This window comes from Amycolatopsis stemonae, from assembly GCF_054781455.1.
The window spans coordinates 873,848-893,240 of sequence record NZ_BAAGUJ010000001.1; the positions used below are offsets into that span (position 1 = coordinate 873,848).

Sequence of the window (19,393 nt, forward strand, 5' to 3'; positions counted from 1 at the left end):
CGTGACACATTCGCAACCGGTGGACTCTTCACAAATCTTGATCACCGGCGCCGAGTTGTCGCAGTTCGAATGCGCGGGGAAATCCCGGCTACAGTTCGGCGAGCTCGGTCCGGACCTCGCCGACCAGCTTCGGGTGCACCCGTTCGTAAATGCGCACGGACAACGCCAGCTGTTCCCGCGCGCCGTCGAGATCGCCCCGGGCCCGCAGGACCCGGCCCAGCGTCAGCCGCAGCGCGCCCTCGCGGACCACGAACTCGCGGCTGATGGCGAGGTCGATCGCCTCCCAGACGTGCTGCTGCGCCGCCTCGAGGTCGCCCGCCCGCAGGCAGAGCTCGGCCAGCTTGTCGAGCGAGACGACGAGCCGGTCGTCGTCGCCGGCTTCGCGGTCGATCGCCAGTCCCGCGAGCTGGTGGGCGATCGCCTCGGGCAGCCGGCCGGCCCGCTTCTCCGCCTGCGCGCAGCTGCCGAGCGCCAGGCCGCGGAGCGTGCCGTCCGGCGCCTCCTCGACGGCCTTCGCCAGCCTGTCGATGGCCTTCTCGTGCTCGCCGAGCCGGCTCAGCGCGCGGCCCAGGTGCAGGTCCACCGACGTGACGAGCCGCGGGTCGGCGGATCCGGCGGCGAGGTCCAGCGCCCGTTCGGCGTCGGCGAGACCGGCCCCGGGCAGCTCGAAGGTCAGCGCGATCTCGCACCGCGCGAGCCGCAGCCAGCACTGCCCTTCGACGTCGTCCGCGGCTTCGGCGGCGGCGACGCCGAGGTCGGCCATCCGCGTCCACTCGTCCAGCAGCGGGCACGCGACGCGGTAGCTGTGCCCGATCCGGGCCAGCCGCCAGACGTCGTCGTGGCGGCCCGCGGCGTACGCGGCGTCGAGGACCGCCAGCAGGTTCGGCCACTCGGCCGCGAACCAGTCCTGCGCTTCGGCGAAGCCCGGTAGCGGCGGCATGGCCTCTTCGCCGAGCACGCCGTCGAAGGTGAGCGGATCGGCGACGGGCCCCAGCCGGCGCCGGGCCCGGTCGGCCACCGCCTGGTAGTAGCGGACGGTCCAGCCGAGCGCCTCGTCGCGCTCCTTCTCACCCAGCTCCTGCTCGGCGAGTTCGCGCAGGTAGAGCCAGACGAGGTCGTGCGGGACGAAGACGTCGCGCGCGGTCTCGGCGATCAGGTTGTGCGCGGCCAGCGCGCGCAGCCGCCGCCGGGCCTCGGCCACCGGGATCTGCGCGACGGCGGCCATCAGGTGCGGCCCGACCATCACCCCCGGCACCGCGCCCAGCTGCAGGAACGTCTCCGCGACCTCGCCGGGCAGCCCCCGGAAGGAGACGTCGAACGCGGCGCGCACACCGTCGTCGGCGCCGTCGACCTGCAGCCCCGCCAGCCGCGTCCGCTCGTTGCCGAGCTCGTCGACCAGCTCCTCGGCGGTGCGCTGCGCGCTCGCCGAAAGCCGCGCGCCCGCGATGCGGAGGGCGAGCGGGAGGTAGCCGCAGAGCCGCGCGAGGGCGTGGTTGAGCTCGGCCGGGCCGGCGAGCTCCTCGATCAGCTGGACGGCGTCCTCGGGCGCGAGCGTGCCGAGCACGCGCTGCTGGGCCGCGTTCGACACGGCGAGCCCGTCGAGGCGCGAGCGGCTGGTCACCACGGTCATCGTCCGCGCGCTCGGCGGCAGCAGCGGGCGCACCTGCTCGGCCGTGCGGGCGTCGTCGAGCAGCACGAGCATCCGCCGTCCCGCGATCAGCGACCGGTAGAGGGCGACGCGTTCGTGCAGCAGCTCGGGGATCTTCGCGGTCTCGACGCCGAGGCCGAGCAGGAACTGGGTGAGCAGCTCGGCCGGCTCCAGCGGCGGGTGGTGCGGGTCGAAACCGCGCAGCGAAGCGAACAGGACGCCGTCCGGGAACCGCGCCGCGACGCGATGGGCCCACCACACGACGAGCGTGCTCTTGCCGACCCCGGCGGTCCCGGTGACCACGGCGATGGTCGTCTGGCCCGCCTCGGCCCGGGTGACCAGGCCGTCGAGCCAGGCCAGCTCGTCGGCGCGCCCCGCCAGGCGGGGCACCGCGGCGGGCAGCTGCGAGATCGGCTCCCCGGGGGCGGCACTTTCCCGGGAATGTGCTGCCCCCACTGGGGAGCTTTCCCGGGAAAGTGCCGGGAGGTCGTCGTTGAGCACCCGCTCGTGCAGCCAGCGGAGCTCGGCGCCGGGCTCGACGCCCAGGGTGCGGAGGGTGGCGCGGGAGACGGTCCGGTACAGCTCGAGCGCGTCCCCGCGGCGCCCGGCGTGGTAGAGCGCGCGCATCAGCTGCCCGGCGGTCCGCTCGGCGAGCGGATCGGCCCGCACGATCGGGCTCAGCTCGACGATCAGCTCGGCGTGCCGGCCGAGGTCGAGGTCGGCGTCGACGCGCGCGCCGTGCACGGCGCGGCGGAGGTCTTCGAGTTCGGGGGCCCGCAGCGAGTCGGGCACGCCGCCCAGCGCCGGCCCCTGCCACAGCGCGAGCGCCTCGGCCAAGAGCGTGGCCGCGGTTTCCGGCCCGGCCACGGAGGCCCGGTCCAGCAGGGTGCGCGCCCGGTGGACGTCGACGCGGTCCGGCTCGACCTCCAGGCGGTAGCCCGGCGGGGTGGTCAGGATGCTCGGGCCGCCGATCTCGCGGAGGATCCGCCGCAGGTGCGAGACGTTGCCGTGGACGATGGTCCGGGCCGTCGCGGGCGGGTCGTGGCCCCAGAGCGCGTCGATGATCTCGTCGAGCCCGACGACCTTGCCGGGCTTGAGCGCGAGGAGGGCGAGCAGCCCGCGGACGCCGGGGCCGCCGATGGGCACGGCGACGTCGCCGTCGAACAGCTGGACGGGCCCGAGCAGCTGGAACCGGCATTCGGCCATGCTCGCGCCCACCTCCCCTGGGTCGTCCGCGGCGTCTCCCTCGCCGGGAGAGTCAACCTACCTTGGTCACCGGCTGTCGAGCAGGCCCGGTACCAGGAGTTTTGGGTTCCTGCGGATTCCGCAGCGGGACCCGGACCCCGGTGCGGCTTCCACGGGGCCGGACATGACACGACCCCGCACCATCGGTCCCGAGCCGCTGGTGCGGGGTCGTGCGGTGCTGTCCCGGGGCTTCGCCCCGGGCCGGCGGCTCCGCCACCCGGAGCCCCCGGAAAGCACCTGGAACTCCCGGCCGGGCCGCCAGGGGGCGCGGTCCGCCCGTCGTCCACGCTGACGGCCGGGCGGGTGGGCTCACCCCGAGCGAAGCACCCGCCGCCGGTCGTCCTCGAGGACGTCTGTTGCGCGGGCCACACGCCCACGCGGTGGCGACACGGTAACAAAGCGCACCGAGTCGGTCACCGCGGGGCCGTGCACCCGCGCGTTCGCGGGGGCTGCTTCACCGCGAGATCGGCGTCGAGTCGCGGCCGGCGATGAACGCCGGCCGCGGCACGCTCGCCGCGTAGGGCTCCTCCAGGGCGTTCTCCACGCTGTTGAACACCAGGAAGATGTTCGAGCGCGGGTACGGGGTGATGTTGTTCCCGGAGCCGTGCATGATGTTCGAGTCGAACCACAGGGCCGAACCGGCCTGCCCGGTGAACTGGTCGATGCCGTGCTCGGCCGCCATCTTCGTGATGTCGTCCTCGCTCGGCACGCCCACCCGCTGGTCCTTGAGCGAGGCCTTGTAGTTCTCGTCCGGCGTCTCGCCGGCGCACTGGACGAACGTCCGGTGCGAACCCGGCATGATCATCAGACCGCCGTTGAACGGGTAGTTGTCCGTCAGCGCGATGGAGCAGCTGACCGCGCGCGGCGATGGCATGCCGTCCTCCGCGTGCCAGGTTTCGAAGTCCGAATGCCAGTAGAACCCGGTGCCCTTGAACCCCGGCATGTAGTTGACGCGGCTCTGGTGGACGTACACCTCGGAGCCGAGCAGCTGCCGGGCCCGGTCCAGCACGCGCGGGTCGCGCACCAGCTCGGCGATCAGGCCCGAAATCTCGTGGACGTCGAAGATCGACCGGACCTCACCGGTCTTCGCCTCGGTGATCACGCGCTCGTCCCTGGCGAGCTCCCCGTCGGAGGACAGCCGCACCAGCTCCTGCCAGTACGCCTGGACCTCGCCCACGGAGAGCAGGTCCTCGACCACGGTGTAGCCGTTGGTCTCGTGGTTGGCCAGTGTGGCGGCGTCGATCGGGCCGTCGGCTTCGGTACCCCACACCGTGGGGTGCACGCGCGGCAGGTGGGCCGGCGTACCGGTGATCCGGGTCGGGTAACTGTCGTCGACCCGGGTGTCCGTGAGCGTCACGGGCTTCGCCTCCTGTTTCCTTTCTCCGGTTCCTTACTCGGTGACCAGCGGGTACACGCCGTTCTCGTCGTGGACCTCGCGACCGGTCACGGGCGGGTTGAAGACGCAGACGCACTTGATCTCGGTCTTCGGCCGGACCTGGTGCTTGTCGTGGTCGTTGAGCAGGTACAGGGTGCCGGGCTTGAGCTCGTACACCTTGCCGGTGGCCAGATCTTCGATTTCGCCCTCACCGGAGGTGATGAACACGGCCTCGATGTGGTTGGCGTACCAGAAGTCGTTGACCGTCCCCGCGTACAGCGTGGTCTCGTGCACCGAGAAGCCGACGCCCTCCTTGGCCAGGATGATGCGTTTGCTGCGCCAGTTCGGGGTCTTGATGTCGGCGTCGGTGTCGGTGATCTCGTCGAGCGTGCGGACGAGCACGTCGTACTCCCTTACTTGGTCAGGACGGCCTTCACGGACTCGTCGATGATCGACAGGCCCTGCGTCAGCTCGTCGTCGGTCAGGGTCAACGGCGGCAACAGCTTCATGACTTCGCCGTCGGGCCCCGAGGTTTCCATCAGCAGGCCGCGCGCGAACGCTTCCGCGCAGATGCGCCCGGCCAGGTCACCGTTCTGGAACTCGATGCCGCGGGCCAGGCCGCGACCCTTGGCGAGCAGGTTCGCGTCCGGGTAGGACTCGACGATGCCCGAGAACGCGGCGGCGATGCGCTCGCCCTTCGCGGTGGTCGACTTCTCGAGCTCGTCGTCGCTCCAGTAGACGTCGATCGCTTCCTTCGCGGTGACGAACGCGGGGCTGATGCCGCGGAAGGTGCCGTTGTGCTCGCCCGGCTCCCAGACGTCGAGCTCCGGCTTGATCAGCGTCAGCGCCATCGGGATGCCGTAGCCGCCGATGGACTTCGACAGGCAGACGATGTCCGGCTGGATCCCGGCGTCCTCGAAGCTGAAGAACGGGCCGGTGCGGCCGCAGCCCATCTGGACGTCGTCGAGGATCAGCAGGATGCCGTGGCGCTTGCAGAGGTCGCCGAGGGCCTTGAGCCACTCGACGCGGGCGGCGTTGATGCCGCCTTCGCCCTGGACGCCTTCGACGATCACGGCGGCGGGCTCGTTCAGGCCGCTGCCCGAGTCTTCCAGGAGCTTCTCGAAGTAGAAGAAGTCCGGGTAGTCGCCGTCGAAGTAGTTGTCGTACGGCATCGGGGTGGCGTGCACCAGCGGGACGCCGGCGCCGCCGCGCTTCATCGAGTTGCCGGTGACCGACAGCGCGCCCAGCGTCATGCCGTGGAAGGCGTTGGTGAAGTTGATGACCGACTCCTTGCCGGTCACCTTGCGCGCCAGCTTCAGCGCCGCTTCGACGGCGTTCGCGCCGCCCGGCCCGGGGAAGACGACCTTGTAGCCGTACCCGCGCGGGTCGAGGATCTTGTCGCGGAAGGTCTGCAGGAAGTCGCGCTTGGCCACGGTGAACATGTCCAGCGCGTGGGTGACGCCGTCACGCTGGATGTAGTCGATCAGCGCCTGCTTCAGCTTCGGGTTGTTGTGCCCGTAGTTCAGCGCGCCGGCGCCCGCGAAGAAGTCCAGATAGGGCTTTCCGCTCTCGTCGTACAGCCAGCTGCCCTGGGCGCGGTCGAACACGACCGGCCACCCGCGGCTGTAGCTGCGGACCTCTGATTCGAGCTCTTCGAAGATGCTCATGACGTTTCTTTTCTCCTACTCGCCCGGATCTTTGCGTGCTGTGAGCGGACCGATGCGGTAAAGCTCTTCGGCCAGGTGCCCGGCTTCGGGGAAATCTTCCCCGGCGAACAGCACCGTGGTTTCCACCGTGGCGTTCCAGCGCTTCGCGAACGACGTGAACAGCCGGATGGACGCCTCGTTGTCCGGGGTGATGGTGGTCTCGAGGTAACGCACCCCGTTGTCGACCAGGCGGTCGTACAGGGCGTCGAGCAGCTTCCCTGCCAGGCCCTTCCCGCGCTGGGACGCGTCGACCGCGACTTGCCAGACGAACCCGACGTCGGGCTCCCCCGGCCGGCGGTAGCCGGTCACGAATCCGACCGCCCTGCCGTCCTCGCGCGCGACCACCGAGGTCTCGGCGAAATCGCGGCACCACAGCATGTATGCGTACGGCGAGTTGAGATCGAGCTTGGCGGAATCACGCGCGATTCGCCACAGCTCCGCGCCGTCCGCCTTGGTCGGGGATTCGATCAAGTGCGTTACGGACATACTCAGGAAACGTAACAGAGAATTTTCGGCCCGCCAGCGATCTGGCTCACGGCCCCCGCAATGACCTGCGGCGACGCGGAGTACCCGGTGAGGAGTCCCACAAACATGTTTGATGTGGACGGTTCGTGGGCATACGCGCGCCTGGGTCGCGCGCCGGTGGTTCGCGACCTACCGGCACCATGAACCTTCGCGGCCGTGATCGCAAGGCGACGGGCCGTATTCCGCACGAGTCCGCACGAGCGGCGCCCCCGGCCGGACGGCCGGCGGCCGCGGCGCCCCTCGACGGCGAAGGTGTCCGGTCAGGCTCCGCGGCGGTGGCGGACGCGGCGCCAGATCCCGCTCACCGGCATCACGACGGCGGGCAGGATCAGGAAGGCGGCCACCACGAGCCACCAGACCGCGCCCTCGCCCCGGCGCCAGCCCGCCACCACGCTGCCGAGCCAGCCGAAGAACGGCTGCGCGAGCGGCGGCAGGAACGAGGCCAGCAGGAGCGCGGCGACGACGAGCACCCCGAGCAGCGCGAACAGCCGTCGCGCGGGGTGCCCCATGGTCAGCAGCGCCGTGGCCAGGTAGACGACCGCGCCGGCCAGCACCGGGAGGCCGATCCACTGCAGGATCGCGCCGCCGCTGTCGCCGATCACCAGGCCGGCCAGCAGCGCCAGCACGCCCGCGGCCAGCGAGCCCGGTGTGCCCAGCCTGGACGCGCTCTGCGTGACCTTCGCCGTGCTCCTGGCCACCGTCCGCAGCATGCCCGCGACCGTCTTCGGCCAGCCGCCGGGCAGGCGGAACGCCACCACGCCCGCGTTGACCGTCGCGGCGCCGAGCTTGACCAGCGTCCGCGTCAGCTGGGCCGTGCCCTGCTCACCCGCGAGCTTCTCCGCCGACACCTGGCACGCCTGGAACACGCTCTGGGCGGCGGCCGCGGCGGCGCTCGGCTGCGCGGCCCGCGCGCGGAACCCGGCCGACGCCCGGCCGCTGCACCCGCCGGTCTTGACGTCCGCGGCCGCCTGCGTCGCGACGACCGGAAGTTCTTCCGCGGCGATCTCGGCCTGGCGTGTGCGGGCCAGCACCATCGCCGTGACCGGCATGCTGACCGGGCGTGTGGTGGCGAAGTCCACGGACTCGAGCTTCGCGTTCAGCCCGAGGAACGCGAGTTCGGCGTCGAGCTGGCCGGTCAGCTGCTGCACCTCGGCCGGCTCGGCGTTGTCGTCGCGATCGGGCAGGCGCCAGAGCGGCGTGAGGAGTTCGACGAGCTCGGTCCGGAACGCCTCGGGTCCGATGAGGTCGCGCAGGGTTTCCAGGCGCTGCGGGTCGAGCAGGCACTGCACCAGCCAGCCGGCGCCGTCGACGCGGCCCCACATCCAGTCGCTGGCCCGCCACGACGCCTTGTAGAACGCGCCGAAGTAGTCGGCCTGCATCCCGGTCAGCTTGTCCCACGACCGGCGGCGCTTCAGGTCCAGCAGCGTCCGCGAATCGGCGCTGACCTGCACGAGCTCGACGCGCTGGTCGACCGACGGTGCCTGCGCGAGCAGCCCCCGCGTCGCAACGTGCAGGGCCAGCAGCCGGGCTTGGACGACGTCGTCGGGCGAGCCGGGGTCGAGCCACTCCAGCAGCGTCTTGACCGTGGTGTCGGCCGGTTCCGGCGCGGCGTCGGCCAGCGCCTGGAACGTCGGCGCCGCGGCGCGCACCGCCGCCACGACCATCGGCCAGGCCTGCGCCACCTCGTCGGAGCGGCCGAGCCCGGCCCACTCCTCGGCGAGCTCGCGGATCCAGACGTCCAGAGTGCTACTGGCGCCGGGCCCGTCGTGCGCCGCGACCCACTGCGCGAGCCGGACGCCGCGCGCGGACTTCTGCCGCGCGGTGTGCAGCCCGGCCCGCGCGTCGTTGAGGGCCTTGGCCTGCGCGGGGTCGGGGCCGAGCCGGAACGCGGCGTTGATCAGCTGCAGCCCGGTCGCGACGGCGTCGTCGAGCGCGCTCGTCCGGTACGCGACGAGGTCGGGCACGGCCATGGTGGCCGCCGGCGGCTCGGGCGGGATGCCGCTGCTCAGCCCGCCGACGGCGACCGCGCGCAGCTGCTGCGACATCCCCGAGGCCCACTCGCGGTCTTCGGTGTCCACATCGGACAGTGCGTACCGGCGGGTGGCGACGCGGACCAGCTCCGCCGCGTCCTCGGCCGTCCGCCGCTCCAGGTAGGCGGTGGCGATGCGCCGGTCGATCAGGCAGTCGGGCCCGCCGCGCAGGCCCAGCGCCGCCAGCGAGACGCGGGTGTCCCGCGTCCGGACGACGGCGTCGTTGTGCCGGGTCAGGTCCTCGAGCTCGGCGCTGATCGACTGGCTCATCACCGTCGAGACGACCTTGCTCATCGCGTTCGACAGCAGTGGCGGGTTCGCTGCGTCGCAGGCGATCTCGCTCGCTTCGCGTTCGCCGGTCGGCACGACGTAGAGCAGCAGCCGCCGCACGTCCGCGTGCGACGGGCGTTCGAAGATCTCGCGCAGGGCCGGCCGCAGCGGCTTGTTGAGCAGCACGCCGCCGTCGGTCAGCCAGTGCGAGCGCGTCAGGTCGGTGTAGGCGGTCATGTCGGGGTGCAGCTCGTCGGTCCCCTCCGGGCCGACGTGCATCCGGGACAGCTCGAAGGCACCCGGGAACGACGCCGTCGAGCGCGCGGCGAGGGCGAGCGGGCCCTGCACCCCCTGCGTCCACTGTGGACCGCCGAAGCGGAAGAGCATGCGGTGTTCGGTGTCCCGCACCAGGTTCCCGAGCGCGTCGTCGAACCGGGTCGTCTCGCCGTCGATCATCGTGCCGGTGAGCAGCACGGTGATGTCCGGCTCCTCGGCGGGCGCGGCTCCGGGATCGGTGATCTCGTGCAGCGCCCGCTCGAGGTCGCCGAGCAGCACCCGGTCGCCGTCGAGGATCGACCGCGGCTGCGCCTCGGCCGGGTCGCGGACGAGGTTCTCCAGCGACCCGATCCTGATCCAGGTGTCGCGCAGCACCTGCGGCGTGGAGCCGAAGGCCTCGGCGAGCCCGAGGCAGGCGGCGTTGATCCCGCCGGCGCTGGTCCCGGTGAGCACGTCGACCGACACCGACGCGCGGAGCAGGTCGAGCAGCTTCCGGTAGAGCCCGGGCCCGGTGTCGCCCCGCGACTCGCGCAGCAGCTGCGACGTCTCGGTGGCGACACCGCCCATCCAGATGGCGAGGCTGGCACCGCCGACCATCGTCATCGCCAGGCGGATCTCCTGCTGCCACGGCTGCACTGTCTGAGGCATGGGCTCCCCCGCCCGGTCGTCGTCCTGACGCAGAGTAGAGGCGCAAGGTAAGCCCCGGGATACGTACAGGTGTACGGCCGTTCGGGTGGAGTTGCTCGCCCGGCCGGGTGCTCAGCTCGCCAGGTGCTCCAGCACCAGCACCTGGCCTTCACCGACGAGGAAGCCGAGCACCGCGCCCGTCGCGATCAGGATCCATTCGTCCTGCTCGAAAGCCGGGCGCAGCAGGCGCTCGAACTCGTGCGGGGAGAGCTCCTTCATCTTCGACACCAGGACGTTCCGGATGTCCATCGCGTCCGTCGCGTAGTCCTCGATGTAGCGCATCGTCTCCGGCAGGCGGGACATGATCTGGGACGCGATCGCCAGCTTCATGTCCTGGTACTTGCGGCTGCCGACCGCGAACACCAGCACCGGCTTGGCGACGCTGCCCAGTTCCCGGTCGAGCTGGCGCTGGATCAGCGCCAGCACCCGGTCCGACAGCGGGCCGTTGAGGATCGCCTCGATGACGTTGTGCGGGGTGATGATCTCCTTGGCGATCAGCGACCCGTACGCCTCCGCGACCTCCGCGCGCCGCTTCAGGAACAGGCCCTGCCACTCGACGCCGAAGTACTTGCGCGGCTCGATCGGGTAGAAGATCATCCGCAGCGCGAGCCAGTCGGTGAACCAGCCGGTGAAGAGGCCGAAGACCGGCATGATCGGCGGGAACTTGAACAGCACCCAGGCGACCATCTGGATCACGCCGATCGCGCCGCCGAACACCAGGCCCGAACGGGCGATGAACTTGAACTCCTTCGCGCCCGCTTCCTGGAAGATCCGGTTCAGCAGGCGCTTGTCCTTGACCAGGCTGGTGACCACCATGCCCTTGAGGTCGAAGACACTGTCCACATCGGACTTGATCAGGTCGAGCACGGCCGCGACCATCCGCGGCGACTCGTGCTGGACGCGCTGGATGACCAGCTGCTGCACCCGCACCGGCAGCGACTCCCAGAGCCCCGGCTGGTAGTGCCCCGCCACCTCGCGCACGATGTCCTCGACGCCCGCGAGCAGCGGTTTCTCGATCTCCTGGGCGATCCGCGACGCGTCCAGCCGCGCGACGACCTCGGCCGGCTTGATGAGCTGCTCGGTCATCGTGTCGCAGGCGATGCTCGCCATCCGCGCCGCGCGCTTCGGCACGATGCCCTGCCAGCCGAGGAACGGCTTGACGCCGATGAACTCCACCGGCTGGAACATCATCCGGATCGCGACGAGCTTGGTGCCGTAGCCGATCAGCGCGGCGACGAGGGGGATCGAGACGTAGAGGGGCCAGTGCTGCGCGAAGTCGGCGACGATGCCGGCGAGGAACGCCCCCATCCGGCTACGCGAAACTCGGGTCGCAGGCTTGCCAGAACTGCGCCCCCAGGCGCGAGATGTGGATCGTCCGCCGGACGTACTTCGCGCGTTTGACGTGCTTCTCGGCGTCGCGCACGGTCTCGTCGGTCAGCAGGATCTCGTACTGCGTCTCCAGCGCCGGCACCTCTTCGTCGAGGTCGACCAGCCCGAGCCCGATCAGCCGCGTGACGTAGCCGGGCACCTGGTCGGGCAGCGACACCCCCGCCGCCTTGCCGACGGTCGACGCGTTGCGCAGCGCGACGCGGCCGGTGCCGCCGAGGCCGGTGCGCTCGACGACGTCGACCGCGGGGAACGGCGAGCCGTCCGACAGCGCGGACAGGATGCGGGCCTCGTCCGGCGTCAGCTGGCGCAGGATGATCGCGTAGAAGTACTCGCGGGCGCGCTCGCGGCCGAAGCCGATGGAGTGGTTGAGCAGCTCGGCCATCGCCGCGCGCAGCGGCTCGGCGTGGTTGTCGCGCGCCGGCACGATGGTGACGCTGGCCTCGACCTTGCCGGGCACCGCCGGGCGGTTCATCGCGGACGCCGCGGTCAGGGCCGCGTGGTACGGGTCGTCGACCTCGTCCAGGCGACGGCGCAGCTCGGCCAGCAGGGAGTGCTCGACCTGCCGGACCGTGCGTTCGGCGGTCTCGACACCGGGGAGCTTGCGCCCGAGCGCGAAGCTGGTGCGCGCGGCCCAGCCCGCCAGTTGCCCGGCGCGGCGGGCCAGGTCGGCCACCTCGTCGCCGGTGCCCCGGCCGTTCGGTCGCTCTGCGTTCACCGGCGGACTCCCCTCTGCGTACGGGCTGATGCTACCTGCGGGTAGGCCGGATGGAGGTGTGACGACCGGCATTATGTGCGACATGAGTCCGACGCGCTGGGGCCCGCCGATCGACGTCCTCCCGTACTTCTCGAAAGAAGAGCAGGCGCTGATGACGCTGCTCGGCGCGCTGACCGACGAAGACTGGACGCGGCCGACGATGTGCGCGGGCTGGTCGGTCAAGGACGTCGCCGCCCACCTGCTCGGCGACAAGGTCGGCCGGCTCTCCCGCGGCCGCGACGGGCACGCGTCCGAAAGCCCCCGCGCGGGTGAGTCCTTCCCGCGGTTCATCGACCGGATCAACGAGGAGTGGGTCGTCGCCTGCCGTCGCCTGTCGACCGACGTCCTGCTCACGATGATGTACGAGTTCATGGGCCAGACGACCGAGTACTGGGCGCAGCTCGATCTCGACGCCGTGGGCGAGCCGGTCAGCTGGGCTGGCGACGAGCCCGCGCCGCGCTGGCTGGACGCGGCCCGCGAGTATTCGGAGTTCTGGGTCCACCACGTGCAGATCCGCGAGGCCCTGGAGCACACGCCGCTGGAGCGGGAGTACGCCGAGCCGATCGCCGACACGTTCGTCCGCGCGCTGCCGCACACCTTGCGCGACGTCGACGCGCGCGTCGGCAAGCAGGTCGGCTACACCGTGACCGGCGCCGGCAAGTGGTACGCCCGCCGCGAGCGCGACGGCTGGACGCTCGACCGCGGCGCGCCGCCGTCACGCACCCCGCTGGCCACGGTGACGACGGACCTGGACACGTTCTGGCGGCTCTGCACCCGCAACGCCGCCGACGTCGGCCACGTCCGCACGACCGGTGACGAAAACGTTTGCGCGCAGGTGCTGACGATGACGTCGATCATCGTCTGACCAGCGGGCAAGCGCTTGCGTCAGCGGCGGCGGGCCTGTTTTCGCAGCTGCAGGATCCGGGCGCCGCCGATCAGGGCGACGAGCGCCGCGCCGCCGATGGCCGAGAACAGCATCGCGATGGCCAGCGGCAGGCTGCCCTCGGCGCCGAAGAAGTGCACGGTCACCGAGTCCAGGTTCTGCAGGATGAAGATCAGCAGCAGGACCAGCACGATCAGCCCGGCGATCACCGCGACCCAGGTACCGCTGATGCGGGTCCGCTTGATCTTGGCGGCCCCGGCGGGCCGGCTGGGTGCGGGCCGGACCGGCGCGATCTCCTCAGGGCCGGGCCGGACGTCGCCGGCGCGCTGTTCGGCGGGCTCCAGCGCGCCTTCGGGCACGTCGTTTTCGCCCAGCTGGTGGCGGCCGGGGCCGTCGCTGGCGGGCAAGTCACTGGTGGGGCGGTCGGCCGCGCCCCCGCGCGCGTGCGTCATGAGCCCAGTGTCCGTCTCACGCGCGGGGAGCGCCGCCCCAACCCCCCTAACGGGCGAAGCCGTCGACCTCCCGGAGGACGCGGAGCGTGTTCTTCCCGGCCAGTTTCGCGCAGTCTTCCTCACTCCAGCCGCGCTCGAGCAGCGCCGCGAACAACACCGGGTACTTGGACGTGTCCTCCAGGCCCTCCGGCAGGGAGCCGACGCCGTCGTAGTCGCCGCCCAGGCCGATGTGGTCGATCCCGGCGACCTCGCGGGCGTGCTCGACGTGCGCGACGACGTCCTCGACGGTGGCCTTCGGCTTGGCCGGGCCGTCCCACTCCTTCACGAACTGCCCGCGCTGCCCCAGGTTCCGGTAGTCCTGGCCCGCCGCCGCCATGGCGGCCTTCAGCTCGTGGTCCCACGCGGTGACCTTCGGTGAGACGAAGGCCGGCACGAACGTCGTCATCGCGACGCCGCCGTTGCCGGGCAGCAGCGCCAGGACGTCGTCCGGGATGTTGCGCGGGTGGTCGTTGACGGCGAGGCACGAGGAGTGGCTGAAGATCACCGGCACCGAGCTGACCTCGATCGCGTCGCGCATGGTCGTCGGCGCGACGTGCGAAAGGTCGACCATCATCCCGATCTTGTTCATCTCGCGCACGACGTCGCGGCCGAACTCGGTGAGCCCGCCGTGGGCCGGCTCGTCGGTGCCCGAGTCGGCCCAGGTGGTGTTGTAGTTGTGCGTCAGCGTCATGTACCGGACGCCGAGGCGACGCAGGATCCGCAGCACGCCGAGCGACTCGGCGATGCTGTGCCCGCCTTCGGCGCCGAGCAGCGACGCGATCCGGCCGTCGGCGAACGCGGCCTCGGCCTCGTCCGCGGTGTCGACCAGCCGCAGCCGGTCGGGGTAGCGCTCGGCCAGCTGGTGGACGACCTCGATCTGCTCCAGCACCGCCGTCACGGCGCTGTGGCCCTCGAACTCACACGGCACGTAGACCGACCAGAACTGCATGCCGAGCTTCCCGTCGGCGAGCTTCGGGAAGTCGGTGTGCAGGGCCGGCTGCCGGACGGTCAGGTCCAGCGACGCGGCCGCCTCGACCGGGTTCGGGCCGCCGTGCTGCCGCAGTTCCCACGGCAGGTCGTTGTGCCCGTCGGCGAGGATGACCGAATCCAGCAGTTTGGTGGCGCGCTGTAGTGCCTCGTTAGTCATCGCCCGATCGTAGGCCGGGCCGATATACGGTCCGTACAAACGCTAGGCCGTGATCCACTTCGCCGCCGCCCGGACACCGTCGAGGGTGATCTGGTGCCCGCCGGGGTGACGTTGCGTGACGACGTCGGCACCGCGCTCGCGGAGGAACCCGATCAGCTCCTCGGTGGACGCCAGGGGCGCCATCGGGTCGCGTTCGCCGTTGGCCAGGAAGACCCGCGACGCGCTGAGGTCGTGCTCCGGTGGCGCCGGAACCGGCGACATCGCCGCGAAGAGCGCGGCTTCCCGCACGACCTCCGGTCGCAGGAGGACCACCGCGGCCGCGATGTTGGCGCCGTTCGAGAAGCCGACGGCCACCAGCCGCCGGTCGCCGAGCCCGTACTTCTCGCGGGCTTCGAGGACGAAGTCGGCGAGCTGGTTCGCGCGCTTGACGACGTCTTCGTGGTCGAAGACGCCCTCGGCGAGCCGCCGGAACCAGCGCGGCGCGCCGTGTTCCGACACCGGGCCGGCCGGGGCCAGCACGGCGGCGTCCGGGTTCAGCTCGCGCGCCAGGCCGAGCAGGTCGTCCGGGCTGCCGCCGGTGCCGTGCAGCAGGAGCAGCACCGGCGCGTCCGGCGCGCCTTCGACGTACTTGTGCTCGAGCGTCATGACAGCTCCGGGTTGTTCTCGGCGGGGAGGTTCAGCTTCGGCAGCATGTGCTGGATCTCTTCGCGGCGCGGCTCCAGCCACGGCGGGAGCTTGAGCGCGCGGCCCAGCTCGAGCAGCGGCTCGTCGATGGCGAAGCCGGGCTCGTCGGTCGCGACCTCGAGGAGCGTGCCGCCCGGCTCGCGGAAGTAGATCGAGCGGAAGTACTGGCGGTCCAAGATGGACGTCACGTGCACGCCCTGGTCCACGAGCTCTTCGCGCCAGGTCTTCTGGGTAGCTTCGTCGGGCGCGCGCCAGGCGACGTGGTGCACCGTGCCCGCGGCGACCAGCCCGCGCGGCGCGTCCGGCGTCACGAGGACGTCGACCAGCGCGCCCGGCCCGCCTTCGCCGGCGGCGAAGCGCAGGCGGTTGCTTTCCTGGCGGGCGAAGCTGAGGCCGAGGCCGTCGGTGAGCATGCCGGCCGTGGCGTCCTCTTTGGTCACCGACAGGGTCACCGAGTGCAGGCCGCGGATCGCGTGCTCGGCGGGGACGAGCTCGGTGTCCCACGGGTCGCGCGGGTCGCCCTGCGGGTGCGCGACGAGGGCGAGCTTCAGGCCGTCGGGATCACGGAAGGTGAGCGTGTCCTCGTCGTCGGCGTTGCGGATCTCGCCGGTCTCGATCTTCTGCGCGGCCAGGTGCTGCTTCCACCAGCCGATCGAGGCCTCGGGGACGGAGAACGACGTGGTCGTCGCCTGGCCGGTGCCGTGCCGGCCGCTCGGCGCGTCGGGCCACGGGAAGAACGTCATCAGCGAGCCCGGCTTGCCGGAGCTGTCGCCGTAGTAGAGGTGGTAGGTGCCCGGGTCGTCGAAGTTCACGGTGGTCTTCACCAGCCGCAGGCCCAGGGTGCGCAGGTAGAAGTCGGCGTTGCGCTGCGGGTCGCCGCCGATGGCGGTCACGTGGTGCAAGCCGGACGTCTTGATCGACATGGTTGCCTCCTCGGGTCAAGGTAACCCCAGAACCTCTCGCTCGCAAGATATATTCCGTACAGACTTTCGGGTAGGCTGCTGCCGTGGATCCGAAGACCGACGACGACGAGATCGTCACGTGGTGGGGCCTGGTCATCGAGGGCTACCTGGCCACGCAGGACAAGCTGATGGGCGAGATCGCGGACCGCCTCGGGCTCGCGCCCGCGTCGTTCGACATCCTGCTGCGCCTCGTCCGCTCGCCCGACCACCGGATGCCGATGACCAAGCTGGCCACCGAGGCCGCGCTGTCCAGCGGCGGCTTCACGAAGGTGGCCGACCGCCTGGTGGCGGCCGACCTGATCTGCCGCGTCCCCAGCCCGGACGACCGCCGCGTCACGTTCGCCTCCCTCACCGACCACGGGCTCGACATGGCGAACAAGGCCCGGACCGCGGCGGCGGAGATCCTGCGCCGCATCGTGCTGACCCCGCTGGGTGACGACGCGGCAGCACTCGCGGAAGCCATGCGGACACTGCGCGCGTTCAACGCCTGACGTTGAAAAAGTCGAGGTCACCGGGGTGCGCGCGGTGGCGCACCATGGGAGTCATGCTGACCGAATCGACCATCACGACGATGCTCCCGGTGACCGACAGCGAACGCGCCGGCCACTTCTACGCGGACTCCCTCGGCCTGAAGCAGACGGGGAAGGGCGAAGACGGAACGCTGTACTTCGCGGCGGGCGCGGGCGCGATCGGCCTCCGGCCGATGCCGGCCGGCGCGCAGAGCGAGAACACGGCGCTGAGCTTCGAAGTCGTCGACCTCGAAGGCGAGATCAAGACGCTGGAGAGCCGGGGCGTGCGGTTCCAGGACTTCGAGATGGAGGGCCTGAAGACGGTCGCGCACATCGCCGAGGTCGGCAACGAACGGGCAGCCTGGTTCGCCGACTCCGAGGGCAACGTGCTGTGCCTGCACCAGGTCCTAGGCTAGGCCGGGCATCAGCTTGATCGCGTTGCCCGACAGCACGCCGGTCAGCACGTCCTCCGGCAGCCCGAGCCCGGCCAGCGTCCGGACGTTCGTGGCCACGCTCGGCACCCCGGGCCAGTCCGTCCCGAAGACGAACTTCCCGGCCAGCCGCGCCAGGTCGAACCGCTGGTAGTACTCGGGCAGCTTCTTCGGCGGCAGCCCGGCGAGGTCGAGCCACACGTTCTCCCGGGCGAGCGCCAGGAACGCCGCGACGTCGTACCACCAGCCGCGGCCGCCGTGCGCGAAGACGAACTGCAGCGAAGGGAAGTCTTCGACCACATCGGACATCAGCTCGGGATTGCCGAAACTGGTGCGGGACCCGGGAAAGCTCGACGTTCCCGAGTGGAGGATCACCGGCACGCCACGCTCGGCGCACAACGCGTAGACCGGGTACATCTCCTTGTCCGCCGGGGAGAACGCGCCGTGCACCGGGTGGATCTTCAGCGCGACCGCGCCCAGGTCCAGCTGCCGCTCGACCTCCACGGCCGGCGGGTGGTGCAGGTAGGGGTTGACGTTCGCGACGAGCCGGAACCGGGCCGGGTTGTGCGCGACCAGCGGCAGGTTGTCCTCGATCGGCTGAATCCCGGTGGCCCGCGGGCTGTACTCGCAGAACAGCAGCACGCGGTCGACGCCCTCGGCCGCCATCAGCTCGTCCATCGCCGACGGGATCACCGCGCCGTCTTCGGAGTACACCGAACGCCACGGGTACGCCCCGGCGAAGTCGTGCGCCCACTGCATCCAGGCGGGCTTGAGCGTCGGCAGGCGCGGCGCGTGGACGTGTGCGTCGACCACGAAGTACCCGTCGATCAAGAGCTGGGCACCACCCGGAGCACGTCGCGGACCTGCTCGCGGATCACGTTCCGGCGGATCTTGCCGGTCGCCGTCTTCGGCAGTTCCGCCACCTCGACCACTCCTCGCGGGCGCTTGAACGCCGCGAGACCTTCGCGGCAGAACTCGATCAGCTCGTCCGGGTCCACCGTAACCCCGGGCGCCGCCACCACGCACGCCACCGGCTTGTCGAGGCCGTCGCTGTCCGGCGCGGCGACCACCGCGACCTCGGCGACCGCCGGGTGCTGCCGCAGCCGTTCCTCCACTTCGGACGGTGACACCCAGATCCCGCCCGCCTTGAGCATGTCGCCGAACCGCCCGAGGCAGCTGTACGTCCCGTCCTCGTTGCGCACGTAGCTGTCGCCGGTCCGCAGCCACTGGCCCTGGAACACGAGCTTCGTCGCGTCGTAGCGCGCCCAGTAGCCGGTCGCCGTCGACGGCCCGGCCACGAACAGCTCGCCCGGCTTGCCGACGGCGTCGATCACCGCGCCGGCCTCGTCGCGGATCTGGACGTCGTACCCGGGCACGGGCACGCCGGTGCTGCCCGGCCGGATCGTGCCCGGCTGGTTCGACAGGAAGATGTGCAGTGCCTCGGTGGACCCGATGCCGTCGAGGATCTCCAGGCCGAAGCGCGCCCGGAACCGTTCGAAGAGCGACGCCGGCAGCGGCTCCCCGGCCGAAACCGCGTGCCGCACCGAAGCGAACGAGTCGTCCGGGACGTCGCTGGCGAGCAGCGCCGCGTAGAACGTCGGGACGGCGAAGAACAACGTCGGCTGCTCTTCACGTGCTCGTCGCGCGAACAACGCGGGCGTCGGGCGGGAAGGTTCGAGCAGCGTGGTGCCGCCCGCGCCGAGCGGGAAGAAGCACGAATTCCCCAGCCCGTAGGCGAAGAAGAGCTTGGGCACGGACAGGAACCGGTCGGCGGACGTCGTCGCCAGCACGCCGCGCGCGTACGTCTCGCACACCGCGCGGATGCTCGCGTGCCGGTGCATCGCGCCCTTCGGCTGCCCCGTCGTCCCCGACGTGTACAGCCACAGCGCGGGCGAGTCCGCCCACGTCTGTCCACTTCGGAACGAGCCGGTCAGCGACGACCACCGGTGGGTCCGGACGCCGAACCCCGTCGCGTCCGAGCGGTCGAGGAGCACGTCGGTGACCTCGGGGGCGAGCCCGGCCGCCGTCACGGCCTGCTCGGCGAACTCGCCGGACACGCACAGGACGCGCGCCCGCGAGTCGGCCAGCATCTTGCCCAGCTCGAGCCCGGTGACCATCGTCGAAACCGGCACCGCGACCGCGCCGGCCAGCATCGCGCCGAGGATGCCGGTGAGCAGCTCGACGTCGTCGACCATGCAGAACATGACGCGTTCTTCGGGCCGCACGCCCAGTTCGACGAGCCCGGCCGCGACCCGCCGGGACTCCTCCGCCAGCTCGGCGTAGGTGAGCGAACGCCGGGGCGACACGACCGCGGTCGCGTCCGGGCGTCCGGCCGAAAGCAGGTACTCCGCCGCGTTGAACCCTGTGGCCACCCAGACCTC

17 protein-coding genes are annotated in these 19,393 nt (G+C 71.3%); 3 read left to right on the plus strand and 14 right to left on the minus strand.

Going from position 1 to position 19,393, the window contains the following annotated elements; genetic code table 11:
* Positions 1-88: 88 nt before the first annotated feature.
* From ACYVLJ_RS04360 to ACYVLJ_RS04395, 8 genes are all read right to left on the minus strand, one after another.
* Positions 89-2,854: an AfsR/SARP family transcriptional regulator gene (locus ACYVLJ_RS04360; RefSeq protein ID WP_460437818.1), complete on the minus strand. Its 2,766-nt coding sequence runs from the start codon at positions 2,852-2,854 to the stop codon at positions 89-91.
* 493 nt (positions 2,855-3,347) lie between these two features.
* Positions 3,348-4,250, minus strand: coding sequence for an ectoine hydroxylase (gene thpD, locus ACYVLJ_RS04365; RefSeq protein WP_451969026.1), 903 nt, complete (start codon positions 4,248-4,250; stop codon positions 3,348-3,350).
* A 33-nt stretch (positions 4,251-4,283) separates the two neighbouring features.
* Entirely contained in the window at positions 4,284-4,670 is a 387-nt protein-coding gene (locus ACYVLJ_RS04370) for an ectoine synthase (protein ID WP_451969028.1), read from the minus strand.
* Between the two features lie 11 nt (positions 4,671-4,681).
* Entirely contained in the window at positions 4,682-5,935 is a 1,254-nt protein-coding gene (gene ectB, locus ACYVLJ_RS04375; RefSeq protein WP_451969029.1) for a diaminobutyrate--2-oxoglutarate transaminase, read from the minus strand.
* Positions 5,936-5,950: 15 nt separating this feature from the next.
* Entirely contained in the window at positions 5,951-6,460 is a 510-nt protein-coding gene (ectA, locus tag ACYVLJ_RS04380) for a diaminobutyrate acetyltransferase (protein ID WP_451969031.1), read from the minus strand.
* Positions 6,461-6,759: 299 nt separating this feature from the next.
* On the minus strand, positions 6,760-9,723 hold the full coding sequence (locus ACYVLJ_RS04385) for a patatin-like protein (protein WP_460437819.1): 2,964 nt from the start codon (positions 9,721-9,723) through the stop codon (positions 6,760-6,762).
* Positions 9,724-9,834: 111 nt separating this feature from the next.
* Entirely contained in the window at positions 9,835-11,070 is a 1,236-nt protein-coding gene (locus ACYVLJ_RS04390) for a DUF445 domain-containing protein (protein WP_451969035.1), read from the minus strand.
* A gap of 4 nt (positions 11,071-11,074) precedes the next feature.
* Positions 11,075-11,866 (minus strand): Abi-alpha family protein, encoded by a 792-nt coding sequence (locus tag ACYVLJ_RS04395; protein WP_451969037.1) that lies wholly within the window; start codon positions 11,864-11,866, stop codon positions 11,075-11,077.
* Positions 11,867-11,948: 82 nt separating this feature from the next.
* Between ACYVLJ_RS04395 and ACYVLJ_RS04400 the strand changes: the two genes are divergently transcribed.
* Complete coding sequence (locus ACYVLJ_RS04400; RefSeq protein ID WP_460437820.1) at positions 11,949-12,770, plus strand: maleylpyruvate isomerase family mycothiol-dependent enzyme; 822 nt, start codon at positions 11,949-11,951, stop codon at positions 12,768-12,770.
* 20 nt (positions 12,771-12,790) lie between these two features.
* On the opposite strand, the gene ACYVLJ_RS04405 is transcribed toward ACYVLJ_RS04400, so the two are convergent.
* From ACYVLJ_RS04405 to ACYVLJ_RS04420, 4 genes are read right to left on the minus strand one after another with little or no spacing between them, the layout of a single operon-like run.
* On the minus strand, positions 12,791-13,240 hold the full coding sequence (locus tag ACYVLJ_RS04405) for a LapA family protein (RefSeq protein WP_451969040.1): 450 nt from the start codon (positions 13,238-13,240) through the stop codon (positions 12,791-12,793).
* Positions 13,241-13,286: 46 nt separating this feature from the next.
* On the minus strand, positions 13,287-14,426 hold the full coding sequence (locus ACYVLJ_RS04410) for a dipeptidase (RefSeq protein WP_451969041.1): 1,140 nt from the start codon (positions 14,424-14,426) through the stop codon (positions 13,287-13,289).
* A 42-nt stretch (positions 14,427-14,468) separates the two neighbouring features.
* Positions 14,469-15,071 (minus strand): alpha/beta hydrolase, encoded by a 603-nt coding sequence (locus tag ACYVLJ_RS04415; protein ID WP_460437821.1) that lies wholly within the window; start codon positions 15,069-15,071, stop codon positions 14,469-14,471.
* The gene (locus tag ACYVLJ_RS04420) at positions 15,068-16,033 is read right to left on the minus strand and encodes a ring-cleaving dioxygenase (RefSeq protein ID WP_460437822.1); all 966 of its coding nucleotides are present in this window, start codon (positions 16,031-16,033) and stop codon (positions 15,068-15,070) included. The genes ACYVLJ_RS04415 and ACYVLJ_RS04420 overlap by 4 nt, the downstream gene beginning before the upstream one ends.
* Positions 16,034-16,116: 83 nt before the next feature.
* Between ACYVLJ_RS04420 and ACYVLJ_RS04425 the strand changes: the two genes are divergently transcribed.
* Together ACYVLJ_RS04425 and ACYVLJ_RS04430 are read left to right on the plus strand one after the other, a co-directional pair.
* Positions 16,117-16,563: a MarR family winged helix-turn-helix transcriptional regulator gene (locus ACYVLJ_RS04425; protein WP_451969046.1), complete on the plus strand. Its 447-nt coding sequence runs from the start codon at positions 16,117-16,119 to the stop codon at positions 16,561-16,563.
* A 53-nt stretch (positions 16,564-16,616) separates the two neighbouring features.
* Complete coding sequence (locus tag ACYVLJ_RS04430) at positions 16,617-16,997, plus strand: VOC family protein (protein ID WP_451969047.1); 381 nt, start codon at positions 16,617-16,619, stop codon at positions 16,995-16,997.
* Here the strand turns inward: ACYVLJ_RS04430 and ACYVLJ_RS04435 are convergent.
* Both ACYVLJ_RS04435 and ACYVLJ_RS04440 read right to left on the minus strand, forming a co-directional pair.
* A complete protein-coding gene (locus ACYVLJ_RS04435) occupies positions 16,989-17,843 on the minus strand; it encodes an amidohydrolase family protein (protein ID WP_451969048.1) in 855 nt (284 codons plus the stop codon). The two genes, ACYVLJ_RS04430 and ACYVLJ_RS04435, sit on opposite strands and share 9 nt — an antisense overlap.
* Complete coding sequence (locus ACYVLJ_RS04440) at positions 17,840-19,384, minus strand: acyl-CoA synthetase family protein (RefSeq protein WP_460437823.1); 1,545 nt, start codon at positions 19,382-19,384, stop codon at positions 17,840-17,842. The genes ACYVLJ_RS04435 and ACYVLJ_RS04440 overlap by 4 nt, the downstream gene beginning before the upstream one ends.
* Between the last annotated feature and the right edge of the window lie 9 nt (positions 19,385-19,393).